General features: G+C 53.8%; 11 protein-coding genes. 9 read left to right on the top strand and 2 right to left on the bottom strand.

The features are described from left to right. Window positions 1-12: 12 nt before the first annotated feature. The 4 genes from P0X86_RS16655 to P0X86_RS16640 all read left to right on the top strand — a co-directional run bounded on the left by P0X86_RS16655 (window position 13) and on the right by P0X86_RS16640 (window position 6,390). Complete coding sequence (locus tag P0X86_RS16655) at window positions 13-987, top strand: ABC transporter permease (protein WP_176502406.1); 975 nt, start codon at window positions 13-15, stop codon at window positions 985-987. 24 nt (window positions 988-1,011) lie between these two features. Further along, window positions 1,012-1,932 carry a carbohydrate ABC transporter permease gene (locus P0X86_RS16650; protein WP_015735508.1) on the top strand — a complete coding sequence of 307 codons (921 nt, stop codon included), beginning with the start codon at window positions 1,012-1,014 and terminating at the stop codon, window positions 1,930-1,932. A gap of 53 nt (window positions 1,933-1,985) precedes the next feature. Beyond that, window positions 1,986-3,644 (top strand): ABC transporter substrate-binding protein, encoded by a 1,659-nt coding sequence (locus P0X86_RS16645; protein ID WP_096774563.1) that lies wholly within the window; start codon window positions 1,986-1,988, stop codon window positions 3,642-3,644. Between the two features lie 478 nt (window positions 3,645-4,122). Next, a complete protein-coding gene (locus P0X86_RS16640) occupies window positions 4,123-6,390 on the top strand; it encodes a glycoside hydrolase family 95 protein (RefSeq protein ID WP_277745913.1) in 2,268 nt (755 codons plus the stop codon). 35 nt (window positions 6,391-6,425) lie between these two features. Here the strand turns inward: P0X86_RS16640 and P0X86_RS16635 are convergent, their stop codons facing one another. Beyond that, window positions 6,426-7,349: an AraC family transcriptional regulator gene (locus P0X86_RS16635; RefSeq protein WP_277745912.1), complete on the bottom strand. Its 924-nt coding sequence runs from the start codon at window positions 7,347-7,349 to the stop codon at window positions 6,426-6,428. Between the two features lie 172 nt (window positions 7,350-7,521). Here P0X86_RS16635 and P0X86_RS16630 point away from each other — a divergent pair, with 172 nt between their 5' ends. The 4 genes from P0X86_RS16630 to P0X86_RS16615 are packed head-to-tail and all read left to right on the top strand — an operon-like array spanning window position 7,522 to window position 13,505. After that, on the top strand, window positions 7,522-8,397 hold the full coding sequence (locus P0X86_RS16630; RefSeq protein ID WP_277745911.1) for a fumarylacetoacetate hydrolase family protein: 876 nt from the start codon (window positions 7,522-7,524) through the stop codon (window positions 8,395-8,397). 25 nt (window positions 8,398-8,422) lie between these two features. Continuing rightward, a complete protein-coding gene (gene gucD, locus P0X86_RS16625) occupies window positions 8,423-9,889 on the top strand; it encodes an alpha-ketoglutaric semialdehyde dehydrogenase GucD (RefSeq protein WP_277745910.1) in 1,467 nt (488 codons plus the stop codon). A 16-nt stretch (window positions 9,890-9,905) separates the two neighbouring features. Continuing rightward, window positions 9,906-11,882 (top strand): YjhG/YagF family D-xylonate dehydratase, encoded by a 1,977-nt coding sequence (locus tag P0X86_RS16620; protein ID WP_277745909.1) that lies wholly within the window; start codon window positions 9,906-9,908, stop codon window positions 11,880-11,882. 48 nt (window positions 11,883-11,930) lie between these two features. Next, window positions 11,931-13,505, top strand: a complete 1,575-nt coding sequence (locus tag P0X86_RS16615; RefSeq protein WP_277745908.1) for a glycoside hydrolase family 43 protein — start codon at window positions 11,931-11,933, stop codon at window positions 13,503-13,505. A gap of 222 nt (window positions 13,506-13,727) precedes the next feature. On the opposite strand, the gene P0X86_RS16610 is transcribed toward P0X86_RS16615, so the two are convergent. Next, complete coding sequence (locus tag P0X86_RS16610) at window positions 13,728-15,215, bottom strand: alpha-N-arabinofuranosidase (RefSeq protein ID WP_213578719.1); 1,488 nt, start codon at window positions 15,213-15,215, stop codon at window positions 13,728-13,730. Window positions 15,216-15,495: 280 nt separating this feature from the next. On the opposite strand from P0X86_RS16610, the gene P0X86_RS16605 reads away from it, so the two are divergent. Next, window positions 15,496-17,205, top strand: coding sequence for an extracellular solute-binding protein (locus P0X86_RS16605; RefSeq protein WP_277745907.1), 1,710 nt, complete (start codon window positions 15,496-15,498; stop codon window positions 17,203-17,205). Window positions 17,206-17,277: the final 72 nt, after the last annotated feature.

The following is a 17,277-nucleotide window of genomic DNA, read 5'->3' as shown; positions in this document are numbered from 1 at the left end:
ATCGAAGGAGGGATGGAACTGAGTACTCTATTTTCCAAGTCCAAAACGGTCAGAGCCCCGAGCGGCAAGCGCTCGGAAATCGGAAGAGCCGCCTATCGAAGCTTCAGAAGACATTGGCAGCTGTATCTGCTGGTCATTCCGCCGGTCTTGTACTTCATCATCTTCAAGTACTTGCCCATGGCAAACGCCGTGCTAGCATTCAAGAACTATAACGTAATGAAAGGGATTTGGGGGAGTCCATGGGTCGGCACACAGTATTTCGAGATGTTTTTTCGCAACCCTGCGTTCGTGACACTGATCAAAAATACGCTGTACATTTCGTTCTATCAATTGATCGTCGGGTTTCCGATCCCGATTCTGCTGGCGTTGGCCTTGAACGAGGTGAAGAGCGCAAGGTTCAAAAAAACCGTGCAGATGGTCACCTATGCGCCATATTTCATCTCCACGGTGGTCATGGTGTCCATCATCATGCTGTTCCTGTCCCCGCGTCTTGGGATCGTGAATACCATTGCTGGCGCGCTTGGCTTTGAAGCGGTCAATTATCTTGGAGAGCCTGGCATGTTCCGCACGATCTACGTGCTGTCCGACGTATGGCAAACCATGGGCTATTCCGCGGTGATTTATCTTGCTGCTCTGGCGGGAGTGGACCCGTCATTATATGAAGCGGCCAAGGTGGATGGCGCCAATCGGTTCCAGAAAATCCTGAACGTCGATCTTCCCGGCATTCTGCCGGCCGCGGTCATCATTCTGATTCTCAGTGTAGGCAACATCATGGCACTCGGCTTCGAGAAAATGTACTTATTGCAGAATCCGCTGAACTTGTCCTCGTCCGAGATCATTTCCACGTATGTGTACAAAATCGGATTGCTGAACGCGAATTACAGCTTCGCCACGGCGGTAGGATTGTTCAATTCCTTGATCAATCTGGTGCTGCTCCTAGTCGTCAACGCCATTGCCAAGCGGGCATCCAATACCAGCCTCTGGTAAATTTCACAAAAAGGAGTGAGTGACATGAACGCATTGCGGGCCCATTCCGGAAGCCGACGGAGCGTGAGGATCAAGGAGTCGCTGGGGGACCGTATTTTTCTGAGCGTGACCTACATCTTGCTGATCTTGGTTTTAATTGCCGTCCTGTATCCGCTTATTTACATCGTAAGCTCGTCCCTGAGCAGTCCAAGCGCCGTCTCTGCAGGCAAGGTGTGGCTGTGGCCGGTCGACGTATCGCTGGCAGGGTACGAGGCGGTGTTCCGAAACGGCCAGGTGCTGACAGGCTATGCCAATTCGCTGTTTTATACCGTTGCCGGTACGTTCATCAGCGTATCCCTGACCATCATGGTCGCTTACCCGCTGTCGAAAAAGTCATTCTTCGGCCGCACGCCGCTTATGGTTTTCATTACTTTCACCATGCTGTTCTCCGGCGGGTTGATCCCGACCTATCTGGTCGTCAAATCGATGGGCATGATCGATACCCGCTGGGCGCTGCTCATTCCGAATGCCGTTTGGGTATGGCAGGTCATTATCGCCAGAACCTTCTTCCAGACCTCGATCCCGGATGAGCTTTCCGAGGCGGCAGACATCGACGGGTGCAGCGACATCCGCTACATTTTCAGCGTCGTTCTTCCGCTTGCCAAACCGATTATCGCCGTGCTCTCGCTTATGTATGCGGTGGGGCAGTGGAACGCCTATTTCGATGCCTTGATCTACTTGAAATCGCAATCGCTCTATCCGCTTCAGCTCATTCTCCGCAGCATTCTCATCCTGGGAAGCGGAACGGGCAATATGGACGCCGGGGAGATGGTGAAGCAGCAGCAAATGGCCGAGCTCATGAAATACTCGCTTATTGTGGTGGCAAGCCTCCCGGTGCTGGTGATCTATCCGTTCGTGCAGCGCTATTTCGTGCAAGGCATGCTGATTGGCTCCGTGAAGGGCTGATCGTGGGCAGAGCCCGTTATGTTGCATTACCAATTCATGAGGGGGAGATTGATTTGAGGAAAACAGCAACTCGTCTGCTTGTTCTCATACTGATGCTTAGTTTCGTGCTTGCCGGATGCTCCGGCGGAAATGACAACCCGGGAAGCGCAGGGAAGGAAGGCGGCATGCCGGACTCCGGCGAGAAGGTAACGATCAACGTTTTTGCCCATCAAGGATCGGATATGGATCTGAAAACCAACAAGTTTACGAAAAAAATGGAAGAGCAATTCGGCATCCAATTCAATTGGACAACCGTTCCGTTTGACGGCGCGGCCGAAAAACGGCAAATCTCGCTCGCGTCCGGCGACTATCCGGATTTGTATATGCTTATTCCATGGGTAGACCGTTTCTCGCAGACGGACTTATTGAAGTTCGGACAGCAGGGGGTGATCATCCCGCTGAACGAACTGATCGATGAGCATGCTCCGCACATTAAGGAAGTGCTGGAGAACAACGAATATTATAAAGCGATGAACACCGCGCCGGATGGCAACATTTACGGATTGACCGGCTTAAACGAATGCTTCCACTGCTCCTACCCGAATAAAATGTGGATCAATACGAAGTGGCTTGATCAGCTGGGGCTTGCGCAGCCGACGACGCCGGAAGAATTCAAAGCGGTTCTCGAGGCCTTCAAGACACAGGATCCGAACGGCAACGGCAAGGCGGACGAAGTGCCGCTCAGCGGATCCGTCGAAAATTTCGGCGTTCACGTAATCCCGTACCTTATGAACGGCTTTATATACAACGACGACAGAACGTATCTCATCATGAAGGAGGGCCAGGTAGACACCGCCGCGAACAAACCGGAATGGCGGGAAGCGCTGGCCTACATCAAATCGCTTTATGATGGGGGGCTCATTGACCCGGGAGCCTTTACGCAAAATGCAGGCGCGTACAAAAAAATCGGGGATAACGCGGACGCACAGCTGTTGGGCGCCGGGGCCGGCATGCATCCCGCCTTGTTCCTGACGACGGGAGAAGACGCGCCGTACAGCAAGGACTATAACCCGCTTCCGCCTTTGCGAGGACCGCATGCCGATTATGCAACATTCAACTATCCGATTGATCCGGGCGCATCCTTCGTCCTGACGAATAAAGCGAGCAAAGAGGCCCAAATCGCCGCCATTCAAATGCTGGACTATTTCTACACGCAAGAAGGCGCGATGCTTTCCTACCTCGGTGAAGAAGGCAAAAGCTGGCGCAAGCCGCAGGATGGAGAAATCGCGCTGAACGATAAAGTGGAGCCGCTCTATAAAGCGATCCCGCTTGAACCCGGGGAGCAGCCCCGCAATGACAATTGGGGAGCATTAACCCAATATAACCATCACCGGGCATACCGCGATGCCGAGGTACAGGGCACGGATATTTACGCCGATGACGGTTACGAACGCCGCCTGTACGAGGCAACGCTATTGATGGAAGGCAAGGAGCCGCAAGATATCTTCCCGCACTGGGCGCTATGGGTAGACCCGCTGGTTGCCGACGAAGCCAGCATGATGCAGACGAACATCAAGGACTATATTGACCAGAACGCCTTGCTGTTCATCACCGGTGCCAAGAGCCTGGATAAGGATTGGGATGATTACGTGAAAGGGCTGGAGGGTCTGAACATGCCGCGTTATATTGAAATCATGCAGGCTGCTTACGATTCATCGACAATATCGAAATAAACCGTGGCCCGATAAGCCCGGCTTCTTGGAGGCAGGAGTCTTCGCTCAGGACGCAGACTGTCGAAGCGAATGGCCAAATGTGTACGGCACTTCAGACGAGTCGAAATCAATGCTGTTCGAGGCAAGGCTTGCGTGCCCGCGGCGCTTTTGAGGTCGGCATTGCGATGGAAGGACGGAAAGCTCGCGCTGCGGGCTTTTTCGTTATAAGTGATCATTGATATGGGGCCGTGATATCAAAATAAGGTACAAATATGCGGGATTAGGCTATTTTTATTCTTATATCGGATCGTTACAATAAATTGGAATGAAGGTGGCTTGGATGCGCATTGAAGCCCATCAGCATTATTGGAAAATCGACTCTATCGATTAAATGGATGGATTACGCCCGATTTTCCGGTGCTTTGCCTTGGCGATTTGCCTTTCGTCATGTGATGGAGCTGAACTAGTTCAAATAGCGATAGCGGATTGGAGGAGAAGCATGACAAGTTTGAATGGCATGGAACTGAAGCATCACTTGTGGTATAGGAAACCGGCGGCCGAATGGAATGAGGCGCTGCCGATCGGAAACGGCCGGCTGGGGGCGATGATCTTCGGCGGCACGGCCGAGGAGAAGCTGCAGCTTAACGAGGATTCGGTATGGTACGGGGGCCCGCGCGACCGCAACAACGAAGATGCGCTGCCCCATTTGCCCGAGATCCGCAAGCTGATTATGGAAGGCAGGCTGCAGGAAGCGGAGGAGCTGGCGGCGATGACGATGGCGGGGCTGCCCGAAGCGCAGCGGCACTATGTGCCGCTCGGCGATCTGCTGCTGTCGTTCGGTCAGCATGGCCAGGTTGCCGAGGATTACATGCGGGAGCTTGATTTGGAGCGCGGTTTATCCCGGGTCAGCTATCGGATCGGCGGGATCAGGTATACGCGCGAGCTGTTTGCAAGTTATCCGGATCAGGCGATCGTCATCCGCATCACCGCCGACAAGCAGGAGGCGGTCACGTTCAAAGCCCGATTCAACCGCCGGAACTGGAGGTACGTGGAGAAGACGGACAAATGGGAGGCGAGCGGGCTGGTCATGCGCGGGGATTGCGGCGGCGAAGGAGGCAGCTCCTTCAGCGCCGTCTTGAAGGCGGTCCCGGAAGGCGGCGTCTGCCGCACGCTTGGCGAGTATTTGCTGGTGGACGGCGCAAGCTCGGTCACATTGCTGCTTGCCGCCGGAACGACGTTCCGGCATCCCGACCCGGAGCTTGACGGCAAACGGCGGCTGGAGGAGTTGAGCCGAGTTCCGTATGCCGAGCTGTTAGCCCGGCATGTCGCCGATTACCGCGAGCTGTACGGACGGGTCGAACTGAAGCTGCCCGAGAATCCGGACAAAGCCGTGCTACCGACCGACGAACGGTTGAAGCGGTTCCAACACGGCGAGGAAGATCACGGCCTGATCACGACCTATTTTCAATACGGGCGCTACCTGCTCATTGCCTCCAGCCGGCCGGGCTCTTTGCCCGCGAATCTTCAAGGCATCTGGAACGACAGCTTTACCCCGCCGTGGGACAGCAAATTCACGATCAATATCAATGCGCAGATGAATTATTGGCATGCGGAAAACTGTAATTTGGCCGAATGCCACGAGCCGTTGTTCGATTTGATCGAAAGGATGCGTGAGCCCGGGCGGGTTACGGCCGGCGTCATGTACGGCTGCCGGGGCTTCACCGCGCATCACAATACGGATATTTGGGCGGACACGGCCCCGCAGGATACGTACCTTCCTGCTTCCTTCTGGCCGATGGGCGCCGCCTGGCTGTGCCTGCATCTGTGGGAGCATTACCGATTCGGTCAGGATCGATATTTTCTGGCGCGGGCATACGAGACGATGAAGGAGGCGGCGTTGTTCCTGCTCGATTATTTAATCGAGGACAACGAAGGTGGTCTGGTGACATGTCCGTCCGTCTCCCCCGAGAACAGCTACATGCTGCCCAATGGCGAAACAGGTGTTCTCTGCGTCGGGGCCACGATGGATTTTCAGATTATCGAAGCGCTGTTTGAGGCTTGCATCCGCAGCGGAGAAATCATCGAGAAGGATGAGGCGTTCCGCGAGGAGCTCGCTGCCGCCTTGAAGCGGCTGCCCAAACCGCAGATCGGCAAACATGGGCAAATTCAGGAGTGGATGGAGGATTACGAGGAAGTGGAACCGGGACATCGCCACATCTCCCATCTGTTTGCGCTTTATCCGGGCGAAGGCATTAACGTGGATTCCACGCCGGAGCTCGCCGCAGCCGCTCGGACGACTTTGGAACGAAGGTTGGCTAACGGCGGCGGACACACCGGCTGGAGCCGGGCGTGGATCATCAACTTCTGGGCACGACTGTTGGATGCCGACAAAGCTTACGAAAACGTAAGAGCGATGCTTCACCACTCTACGCTGCCTAACCTTTTCGACAACCATCCGCCGTTTCAAATCGATGGTAATTTCGGCGGCACGGCGGGCATTGCCGAGATGCTGCTGCAAAGCCACGCTGGTTTGATCCGTTTGCTGCCCGCTTTGCCTAACAGCTGGAGCGATGGGGAAGTCAGAGGGCTGCGGGCACGTGGCGGCTTCACCTTGAATTTCACCTGGACGAAGGGACAGGTTACTGAAGTGGTCGTGTCCTGCGCACTTTCCGGTCCATGCCGTTTACAAGCACCTGGACTTGACCCTGTTTCCTTTACGGGGGAAGCCGGCCGCTCCTACACGTTCACCAAGAAAAGGGAGGAGTGAACATCAATTAACTTTATTGCTCGTGATACGCATTCTTAATGAAGCTGCGGATCCGGCCCATAATCTAATGATTGCTGCTGGACTCGGTTTCTGTATTCACTGGGCGCCATCCCCGTCCACCGCTTGAACTGGCGGCTGAAATGCGCATTGGTCTTATATCCTAGCATCATCGCGATATGGTCCATGCTTAAATCCGTTTGCTTTAACAGCCGCTGAGCTTCGCCCAAAAGGGTTTCTGACAAGAACTTGCGAGGTGCTTTGCCGTACACTTCACGAAAGATCCGATTCACCTGCGACGGACTAAGGTTCAGCTCCTTGGCGATGTCTTGGATCCAGGTTCGCTCGGTCTCCTGAATTTCACCGTGAAGATGGATATATTTTACGGAGTCTTCAATTTGCTCGGCGATCTGTCGGGCGATAGCTTCTTTTTTCGATAAGGTGACGGATGGGGTCTGAGACAGCTGTCCGACCAGGGAGCCGAGCAGTTCAAAGACGGCGGCATGCACTTTCATCTGTTTGAAGGCCGGCGGCGGGCTGGATAAGTGCTCTGTGGCCAGACAGTAGAGTGTAGAGAGAGAAGAAGACAGTCCCTGGGCTAAAACCGAATCAGCCGGATAATAAATGTCCTTGCAGCGGTTGAGTTCTCTGCAAAAGGATGTATCGTGAACGCTGAAATGGACGGAAAAGTAAGTGAAACCTTGCGGACCGGCGCCAGTGCAGGAATGCGTCATACCGGGGCGGATGAACAACAAGTCTCCAACGGACTGTTTGTACAGCTGTCCATTTACCACCATATTCATCTCTCCGTCCATCATCCAATGAATTTCGTACATGGAATGCTCGTGGGACGGATAAGTCCAGCGGGAACCCACTTTTCTTGCATGCAGCCCCAATAATTGAAAAGACATGCGAACATCGGGCAGACGGCCTAAATATACGGCTTCGGAAAACTTGTTCACAGCAAACCTCCTCGGTATGTCCTGTTTTCCAGTAACGGTTAGACTCATCTTAACAGAAAAATCTTGCGTGAAAAGGGTAAATCGTCGTAGAGATTAGCGCATCGTCATAGACGATCGGTGGTGCTATCGTAGTAATATCAACCCGAAGGGGAAGAAATGGGGGCAAGCCTGAATGAGAATTATTCGATTTCTAGACAGGCAACAGAAGCGGCTGGCAGCCGTTACGGATGATGAAGCAGCCTATCGTCTGCCGCAGCCGGATTTTATGACTTTGATCCATCAAGCCAGGGAGCGCGGGATCTCTCCTGTCCAACTGGTTGAAAGCGCTTTTAGTCCTGCGAATGAGTTGGCTGGTGACTGGACTTCTCTGCACCTTGTCACGCCAGTGGAAGCACCGGAGGTATGGGCGGCAGGCGTTACGTATCAACGAAGCCGCGAAGCACGAAATTATGAAGCTACGGATGGAAAACTGGATGCGGAGACATTTTACGACAAAGTTTATGAGGCAGAAAGGCCGGAAATCTTTTTCAAATCCACGGCCGCCCGCACCATCGGACCGAACGAGGCCGTCACGCTGCGCAGTGATTCCACATGGCAGATCCCTGAGCCTGAGCTGGGATTGGTGCTTGGCGCAGATGGCAGCATTGTGGGATATATCGTCGGCAATGACATGAGCTGCCGCGATATCGAAGGGGAGAACCCGCTGTATTTGCCGCAAGCCAAAATATGGCGCAAATCCTGCTCCATCGGACCGGCCATCCGGCTTGCGGAAACGGTGCAGAATCCATATGCATTCAGCATCGTCTGCGAGATTTACCGCGAGGGGCGCATGGTCGTTAAGAGCGAGGCCAGTACGAGTGAATTAAACCGAAAGCTGGATGAACTGGTCTCCTTCCTGGCAAAAGACAATGATTTGTTTGACGGTACGGTGCTTTTGACAGGCACGAGCATTGTGCCGCCTAATGAGTTCACGCTTGAGCCCGGGGACCGGATTGAAATTTCGATCAGCAGCATCGGTACGCTGGTGAACCCTGTTTTATCAAACTAGTTTTGAATAAGGAGGACGTACTTTCATGACGGCATTTCAAGGAGAACAAGTATACAGGAACTATATCAACGGAGAATGGATGAAGGCTGCGTCCGGAGAAACCGAACCCAGCATCAATCCGGCAAGCCGGAATGAGGTAGTCGGGTATGTACCGGTTTCCGGTATAGAGGATCTGAACCGTGCTGTCGCAGCGGCCAAAGCAGCAGGCCGAGCCTGGCGGCGATTAACCGGCGCGGAACGCGGCAATGTTCTGTACAAGGCCGCGAATGTGCTGGAACGCCGGGCCGACGAGGTCGCCGAGGCGATGACGAGGGAAATGGGAAAAACGCTCGCAGAAGCTAAGGGAGAGACGATGCGCGGCGTCGCGATCCTAAGGTATTACGCCGGCGAAGGGATGCGAAAAATCGGCGATGTCATTCCTTCCACGGACAGCGAAGCGCTGATGTTTACGACTCGAGTACCGCTTGGCGTCGTGGGCGTCATTGCCCCATGGAATTTTCCCGTAGCGATTCCGATTTGGAAGACGGCCCCGGCATTGATATACGGCAATACGGTTGTGTTAAAGCCCGCACAGGAAACGGCGGTCACGGCAGCCAAAATCATCGAATGCTTTGAGGAAGCGGGAATTCCGGCAGGTGTTCTCAATCTTGTATGCGGCAGAGGATCGGTGATCGGATCTGCGCTTTCCGAGCATCCGGATGTCAACGGGATTACGTTCACAGGTTCCAACGAAGTCGGAAAACGGGTCGGCGCCGCCGCTTTGGGGCGGGGGGCCAAGTATCAGCTTGAAATGGGCGGCAAAAATCCGATCATTATCGCGGCAGATGCGGACCTGGACTTGGCAGTCGAGGCGACCATCAGCGGCGGCTTGAAATCCACCGGCCAAAAATGCACCGCCACCAGCCGGGTCATTGTGGAGCGGAAAGTATATGAAGCCTTTAAAGAAAAGCTCCTGTCGCAAATCCGGGAAATCCGGCTGGGCGATGGCATGTCATCCGAAAGCTGGATGGGACCGTGCGCGAACGAAGGACAGCTCGAAACGGTGCTGAACTATATTCAAAAAGGGCATGATGAAGGTGCCGTACTGCTGACCGGCGGAAAAAGAGCGGACGCTCCAGGGCTTGAAGAGGGATTCTATGTCCAGCCGACTGTATTTGAGGGTGTAGCATCGCATATGTCCATAGCCCGGGAAGAAATCTTCGGCCCTGTGCTTGCGTTGATCGCGGTGGATTCCCTGGAGGAGGCCATAGAGACGGCCAATGACAGCGACTTTGGGCTGAGTGCTTCCATCTATACGCAAAATGTCGGCGCAATGCTGTCTTTCATCCGGGATATGGATGCCGGATTGGTCAGGATCAACGCGGAAACGGCCGGCGTAGAGCTGCAGGCACCGTTCGGCGGGATGAAGATGTCAAGCTCGCATTCCAGGGAACAGGGTCAAGCGGCGATCGAGTTTTTCACTTCCATCAAAACGGTCTTCGTGAAGTCATAAGATGCGGGAGGGTGCCATGCACGAACAGATTATGTCGATAATGGGAGAGATGGACTCAAGCCGTTTCGATATTAAAGCACATGCTCCGGGGGCGGCGGGACGGCTGCCTTTAACGGATAACTTGCTGCGGAACGCTCCGAGCGGCGACTTGTTCGGCATGTCCCAGAATGTCGGAATGGGCTGGAAGCCTGGGGAATTGAACGGAAAACAGTTTCTGATCCTGAGCACCCAGGGCGGAATTCGCAATGAGGACGGCAGTCCTGCAGCCCTCGGCTATCATACGGGCCATTGGGAGGTCGGCCTGCTGATGAAGGCTGCGGCGGAAGAGATATCAAGCCGCGGAGGGATCCCGTTTGCCGGATATGTCAGCGACCCTTGCGACGGCAGATCACAGGGAACGACAGGCATGTTTGACTCGCTGCCGTACCGAAACGATGCCGCTCTCGTGTTCCGCAGATTGATTCGCTCCCTGCCGACGCGCAAAGGCGTGATCGGCGTCGCCACTTGTGACAAAGGTCTGCCGGCGATGATGCTTGCGCTTGCAGGCATGCCGCAGCTGCCAGGTGTTATCGTTCCCGGTGGCGTCACCCTTCCGCCTGTCGATGGAGAGGACGCCGGCAAAATTCAGACGATCGGCGCACGGTACGTCAGCGGCGAGCTCTCCCTGGAAGCGGCGGCGGAGCTCGGCTGCCGGGCATGTGCTACACCGGGGGGAGGCTGCCAGTTCCTGGGCACGGCGGCAACGGCCCAGGTCGTCGCCGAGGCGATGGGCATGACGGTGCCGCATGCCGCACTTGCACCTTCCGGGCAGCCGATCTGGATCGAAATGGCGCGCCAATCCTCACGCGCACTGATGGCGATGGAGTCCGATGGGCTGAGAATGGCGGACGTTGTCACCGATGCGGCGATTCGCAATGCGATGGCTGTTCATGCCGCATTCGGCGGCTCTACCAACCTGCTGCTGCACATTCCCGCCATTGCCCATGCAGCCGGTTTAACCGTGCCTGAGGTGCAGGACTGGATCCAGGTCAACAAACATGTGCCGAGACTGGTCAGCGCCCTGCCGAACGGCCCGATCTTCCACCCGACCATTCGGGTGTTTCAGGCTGGAGGCGTGCCCGAAGTGATGCTTCACCTCAGGCAGCTTGGCGTACTGGATGAGTCCGTGCTTACCGTAACAGGTACGACGCTGAGCGAGGTTCTCGACTGGTGGGAATCGTCGGAACGCCGTCATCTGCTGCGGAAGCAGCTGAAGGAGAAGGACGGGATAGATCCGGACAGTGTCATTATGAGCGTTGAGTACTCGCAGCGTCTTGGCATTACCTCTACCGTGACATTTCCAACAGGGAATATCGCTCCGGAGGGCTCTGTGATCAAATCCACATCGATCGACCCTACGGTACTGGATAACCATGGCGTGTATCGTCACAAAGGAAGAGCAAAAGTGTTTACAACCGAACGCGAAGCGATCCGTGCAATTAAGAACGGCGGTGTTCTGGCAGGCGACGTCGTCGTACTTCTCGGGCGGGGGCCGTCAGGGACCGGGATGGAGGAGACTTACCAACTTACGTCTGCGCTGAAGCATTTGTCTTTCGGCAAATACGTATCGCTCATTACCGATGCCCGGTTTTCCGGTGTTTCCACCGGGGCGTGCATTGGCCACGTTGGCCCCGAAGCACTGGCAGGCGGGCCGATCGGCAAGCTTCGGAACGGTGACTTGATCGATATCGTCGTGGATCGCAACACGCTGGAAGGCAGCTTGAACTTTGTCGGTGAAGGGGAAATCGAGGTTTCGCCGGAGGAGGGAGCTCTCATCCTTGCACAGAGGCCCTTCCATCCGGATATGCGGCCGGATGAAGCTCTGCCGGATGACACCAGGCTGTGGGCTGCGCTGCAGTCCGTCAGCGGAGGGACATGGAGAGGGAATGTGTACGACGTGGAACGGATCATAACCGCTCTGGAAGTCGGCAAAAAAGTACTGGGCTGGCACTGAAATCAACCATTTTGTACAATCATCATTTTCATACCGGAGGGAACTTAAATGAATATGATCACGAACCCCGTTCTTCGCGGTTTTCATCCCGATCCGTCCATATGCCGGGCGGGGGAAGATTATTATATCGCCACGTCCACCTTCGAATGGTTCCCGGGCGTACGGATTCACCATTCCCGGGACCTGGTTCATTGGAAGACGATACAATCTCCGCTGACCCGGATATCGCAGCTGCATATGGAAGGCAACATCGATTCCGGAGGAGTATGGGCTCCCTGCCTTAGCTATGACAACGGCGTATTTTACCTGATTTACACGGATGTCAAAAGCCGGGTCGGCGCTTTTAAAGATACCCATAATTACCTTGTGACGGCAACGGATATCGAAGGCCCGTGGTCCGAGCCGGTGTATTTGAACAGCAGCGGATTCGATCCATCCTTATTTCATGATGAGGACGGACGCAAGTGGCTGGTCAATATGATTTGGGATCACCGTAAGGGAAATAACCGGTTCTCGGGCATCGTGTTCCAGGAATATTCCGTTCAGGAACAAAAACTGATCGGGCCCGCCGTGAACATATTCAAGGGCACGGAATTAGGGCTGACGGAAGCGCCGCATCTGTACAAATATAAGGATTTTTATTATTTAATAACGGCTGAAGGGGGAACCGGTTACGAGCATGCGGTGACGGTAGCACGCTCCCGCACGTTACAGGGACCTTATGAGGTCGATCCTGCCAATCCGATCCTTACTTCATACGGCAGGCCGGATTTAATGCTCCAGAAGGCCGGTCACGGCAGTCTCGTCGAGACGCACACCGGCGAATGGTACTTGGCCCACCTGGTCGGCCGGCCCGTCAAAGGACAATTTTGCACGCTTGGCCGTGAGACGGCGCTGCAGCAGTGCACTTGGAGCGAGGACGGCTGGCTGCGGCTTGCGAACGGTGACCGATATCCCGAGTTTCAGGTGCCTGCACCGAAAATCAAGCCGCATCCTTTTGAACCGGCACCGGAGATGGACCACTTTGATCAACCCATGCTCCGGAGCGATTGGGATACGCTTCGTATTCCGCCGGATCCGACGTGGCTGAGCCTTACGGAACGTCCCGGTTACTTGCGCCTGCGCGGCATGGAGTCGATGAGCTCGACGCACAGGCAGAGCATGGTCGCCCGAAGACTGCAGGCTTTTGCGTGCGAAGCCGAGACTTGTCTGGAGTTTGCACCGGACCATCCGCAGCAAATGGCAGGGCTGATTCTGTATTACGATACGAAAGACTATCTTTATTTACGGGTAACTTATCACGAAGAGAAAGGATGGTGCCTGGGAATCATTCAGTCCAGATACGGGGTTTACGATGAGCTGCTGGAGGATATTCCGCTGAAATCGGTGAACGGAATCCGGTTAAAGGTTGTGGTTGATCATGACCGTGCCTGCTTCTACTATGCGTTACAGGATGATCCGTCCTGGCACCCGGCAGGCGGATGGTTCGATATCACGCATCTGTCGGATGAATCTCCTGAATATATCCGGTTTACGGGAACCTACATCGGTCTTTGCGTGCAGGATCTTGGCGGGACCCGCAAACACGCTGATTTTGATTATTTTGTATATAAAGAAATGTGAATGGCAAAAGCGGTATCAGACCATTAAGTGCACCCCTTAGAATAGACATTGGAATCTCCTGGCTATTCCGATGATTTCTAGGGGTGCATTTAATGATGCAAATAAAGAACAAAATTCAAGCATTTTCAGAAGACTCAAGCAAAAAGCCATCCGGCTTCATCTGTAGGGAAAGTGAAGCTATCGACAAATTAACGAACTCGGCCACTAGCTAGCCTGGGTGCATTAAGACAACACGATTTCAGCAACGCAGCAGGCGGGAAGGTGCATATCCAAACGGTTGTCCTTAATTGGAATAACCGGCATCTTTTTTATTTCGACTTGCGGGGGACGTCCGAACGCGTTGTGGCTCGTCATGGTCCCAGAAATGTAACGAACTTCGGCAGAGGAAAACGCTTGGCCATCTAACACGCAAAGGAGCTGCTGGGACTCATCTGCGGACAAGTTCACTACTGTCGCGTGAACGCGGCCGTCCGCCCGTTTCGATGCGCTGACGTGCAGAGCCGGCACCTCGGCTTCGGTTGTCCCCGTCAGCTGCGGTTGTATATAGCTTTCGATCCGTGTCGAATCTTGATGTCCTTTATAGAGATCGAATACATGGTACGTCGGTGTGAGCACCATATCCTCGCCTTCCGTCAGGATGACCGATTGGAGCACATTGACCAGCTGTGCCAGATTGGCCATCTGAACCCGATCGCTGTGGGCGTTAAATATATTCAGGGACACTCCGGCGACAATGGCGTCTCGCATCGCATTTTGCTGAAACAAGAATGCCGGGTGAGTCCCAGGCTCCGCCTCGTGCCAGGTTCCCCACTCGTCGATAATGATCGACACCTTCCCTTTGGGGTCGTAGCGATCCATGACATGTTTATGCCGGGTAATTAATTCATCCATATACAACGCTCGGCGCAGGGTGCGATAATAGGTCGCCTTGTCGAACTCCAGAGCCGGACCTTTGCGCTCCTCGGGATATTCGTCAGATTTGTAATATCCCGGCATGGTGTAATAATGCAGAGACAATCCATCCATATTTGTGCCCGCTTCGCGCATCAAGGTTTCCGTCCAGGCATAATCGTTGCCGTCGGCACCGCAAGCAACCCTGAAAATCCGATGATTGCTGTAATTGCGAACATAAGTGTTGAATTGCTTGTACACATCGGCATAATATTCCGGCCGCATGTGCCCGCCGCATCCCCAATTCTCATTTCCGATGCCGACATATTCAACCTTCCACGGCTCGTGCCTGCCGTTCTGGCGCCTCCAGTTCGCCATTGGCGAGTCTCCGTCAAAGGTCATGTATTCAATCCATTCGCTCATTTCTCTAGGGGTACCGGAGCCGACGTTGGCGGCGATATAAGCCGAGCAGCCGATCTGCTCGCATAGATCCAAAAACTCGTGGGTGCCGAATGAATTGTCCTCCACGACGCCGCCCCAGCCTGCATTCACGATGCGCTTGCGCTCGGCACCTACGCCGTCTTTCCAATTGTAATATTCAGCGAAGCATCCGCCGGGCCAGCGCAGCACCGGCACCCGGATATGCCGCAATGCCTCGACAACGTCGGTGCGTATCCCGCGGATATTGGGAATGGGGCTGTTTTCGTCGACATAAATGCTGCCATAAATACCTCGTCCCAAATGCTCTGAAAAATGCCCGTAAACATTTTTGTTGATTTTTCCGTACTTCCGCCCTGAATCGATGAACAGTAACGCCATAGCCTTCCTCTCCATTCGGAAAAATTATATTTGCTAGACCTGTGAACTTCCTTGCGATGTTCCATTATAGCGCTTTCATTTTAACGGTTCAACCCGATTTCATGCTCCCCAAACGAGGTCGTAAAGAAATGATAAACTTGTTGAAAACTGCGAGCATGGGGTGAGACAAAAGAGTAAACAAATGTTAGAAATGTAACAGCTCGCCTGTATTCATTCCTAATTTTCAGGGTTAAAATGAAACGTGATTCAAGGCAAAAACGAATTCAAGGGGGTTATTAGCATGAAACGAAGGGTTTACCCGAAAGTCGTCCTCATCTTAGCGACAATACTTTTAACAGGATTGATCACCGCATGTAGTTCCGACTCAAACAATCAACAGTCATCCAATCCTTCAGGAAGCAGTTCAGGCAAATCATCTGAAGGGGGAGCCATCGCAGCGGAAGGACCTTTCGGCAAATATGAAGAACCGCTTACGATTCGATTTGCCCGCGATGTAGACAACGATATGCAGGATAACATCATACCCAAAACACCTGGCGAAACAGTGGAAGACAACCGCTGGTTGAAAGCGTTCTCGGAAAAACTGGGAATCAACGTAAAATACGATTGGACGGTCAGCGGCGGGGATGCATATACCCAAAAGGTTAACGTAACGTTAACATCTGGGGATATTCCGGACATGATCCGAGTCACAGCGGCACAAATGAAACAGATGGCTGAAGCAGATATGATCGAGGATCTCACACCGTACTGGGACGAATATGCTTCTGACCAAATGAAGGAGCTGTACGCGGTGCAAGGGCCTGCGGTCCTCCAGGCCGCTACGGTTGATGGTAAGATGATGGGCCTTGGTCCGCCGGAGGTATACGGAGACGGCGTATTTATCTGGCTTCGTGCCGACTGGTTAGAGAAACTCGGGCTTTCAGAGCCCAAAACGATGGATGATGTGATTGCAATCAGTAAAGCGTTTACCACGCAGGACCCGGACGGGAACGGGGTCAACGACACCTACGGTCTAGCAATTACGAAGGATCTGTACGGCGGAGCCATGGGGCTGGAAGGTTTTTTTGCCGGCTACCACGCGTACCCGAACATGTGGATCGATGACGGATCGGGAAATCTGGTTTGGGGCAGTACGCTTCCTGAAGTAAAGGAGGGATTGAAAGCGCTGTCTTCAATGTATAAAGCCGGTGAAATCGACAAGGAATTCGGAGTTAAGGACGGCGGCAAGGTGGCTGAGACGATAGCCGCCGGCAAGGTGGGCATGGAGTTCGGGCAACAATGGAATCCGATGTACCCGCTCATCAGCAACTATCAGAACGATCCGGGTGCTGATTGGAAAGGCTACGCCTTGGTTTCGGTGGACGGGGAACCGGTGCTGTCACCGCAGAAATTTGCCGCATCGGAGTTCTGGGTCGTCAGAAAAGGATTTTCCAATCCGGAAGCCCTGGTGAAAATGTTTAATTTGCACATTGAGTTGAACTGGGGAGAAAGCGGAGATTTCGATTATTATTATATGCCCTCCGCCAATGACAGCGTAGGCGTGTGGAAATATTCGCCGGTACAACCTTACCCGCCATTTAAAAACGTGAATGCGTTCCAGGAAATCGAGGAGGCGCGTAAGAATAAAACCTTGGATCAGCTAACCGGCGAGGCACTGTCGATTCAGAAAAATATGGAAGCCTTCAACAATGGAGAAACCACTTTATGGGGATGGCCTAAAATTTATGGGGAAGACGGCGTGTTCCAGCATAGCGTGAAGTACCTGGAGAACGACCATTTCATGCTTGAGGCGTTTGCCGGACCGCCTACCCAAACGATGGCGGAAAAGCAGTCTACACTAAAAGCGCTGGAAACCGAGGTATTTGTCAAAATCATTATGGGCGCCACTTCGATTGATGAGTTCGACAAGTTCGTAGAGAACTGGAATACGCTTGGGGGAGCCGATATGACCAAAGAAGTCAATGAGTGGTACGCATCTGTAAAATAAGTACCTAGGACCATGATAAAGGATGCTGCATTGAACAAGGGCATCCTTTCCCTTCCTCATTCTCATCTTAAG

Source organism: Paenibacillus sp. BR1-192, assembly GCF_029542445.1.
GTDB classification, from domain to species: domain Bacteria; phylum Bacillota; class Bacilli; order Paenibacillales; family Paenibacillaceae; genus Paenibacillus_AQ; species Paenibacillus_AQ lautus_A.
Note: the sequence above shows the minus strand (reverse complement) of the source record. Positions and strands in the feature narration are given on the sequence as shown.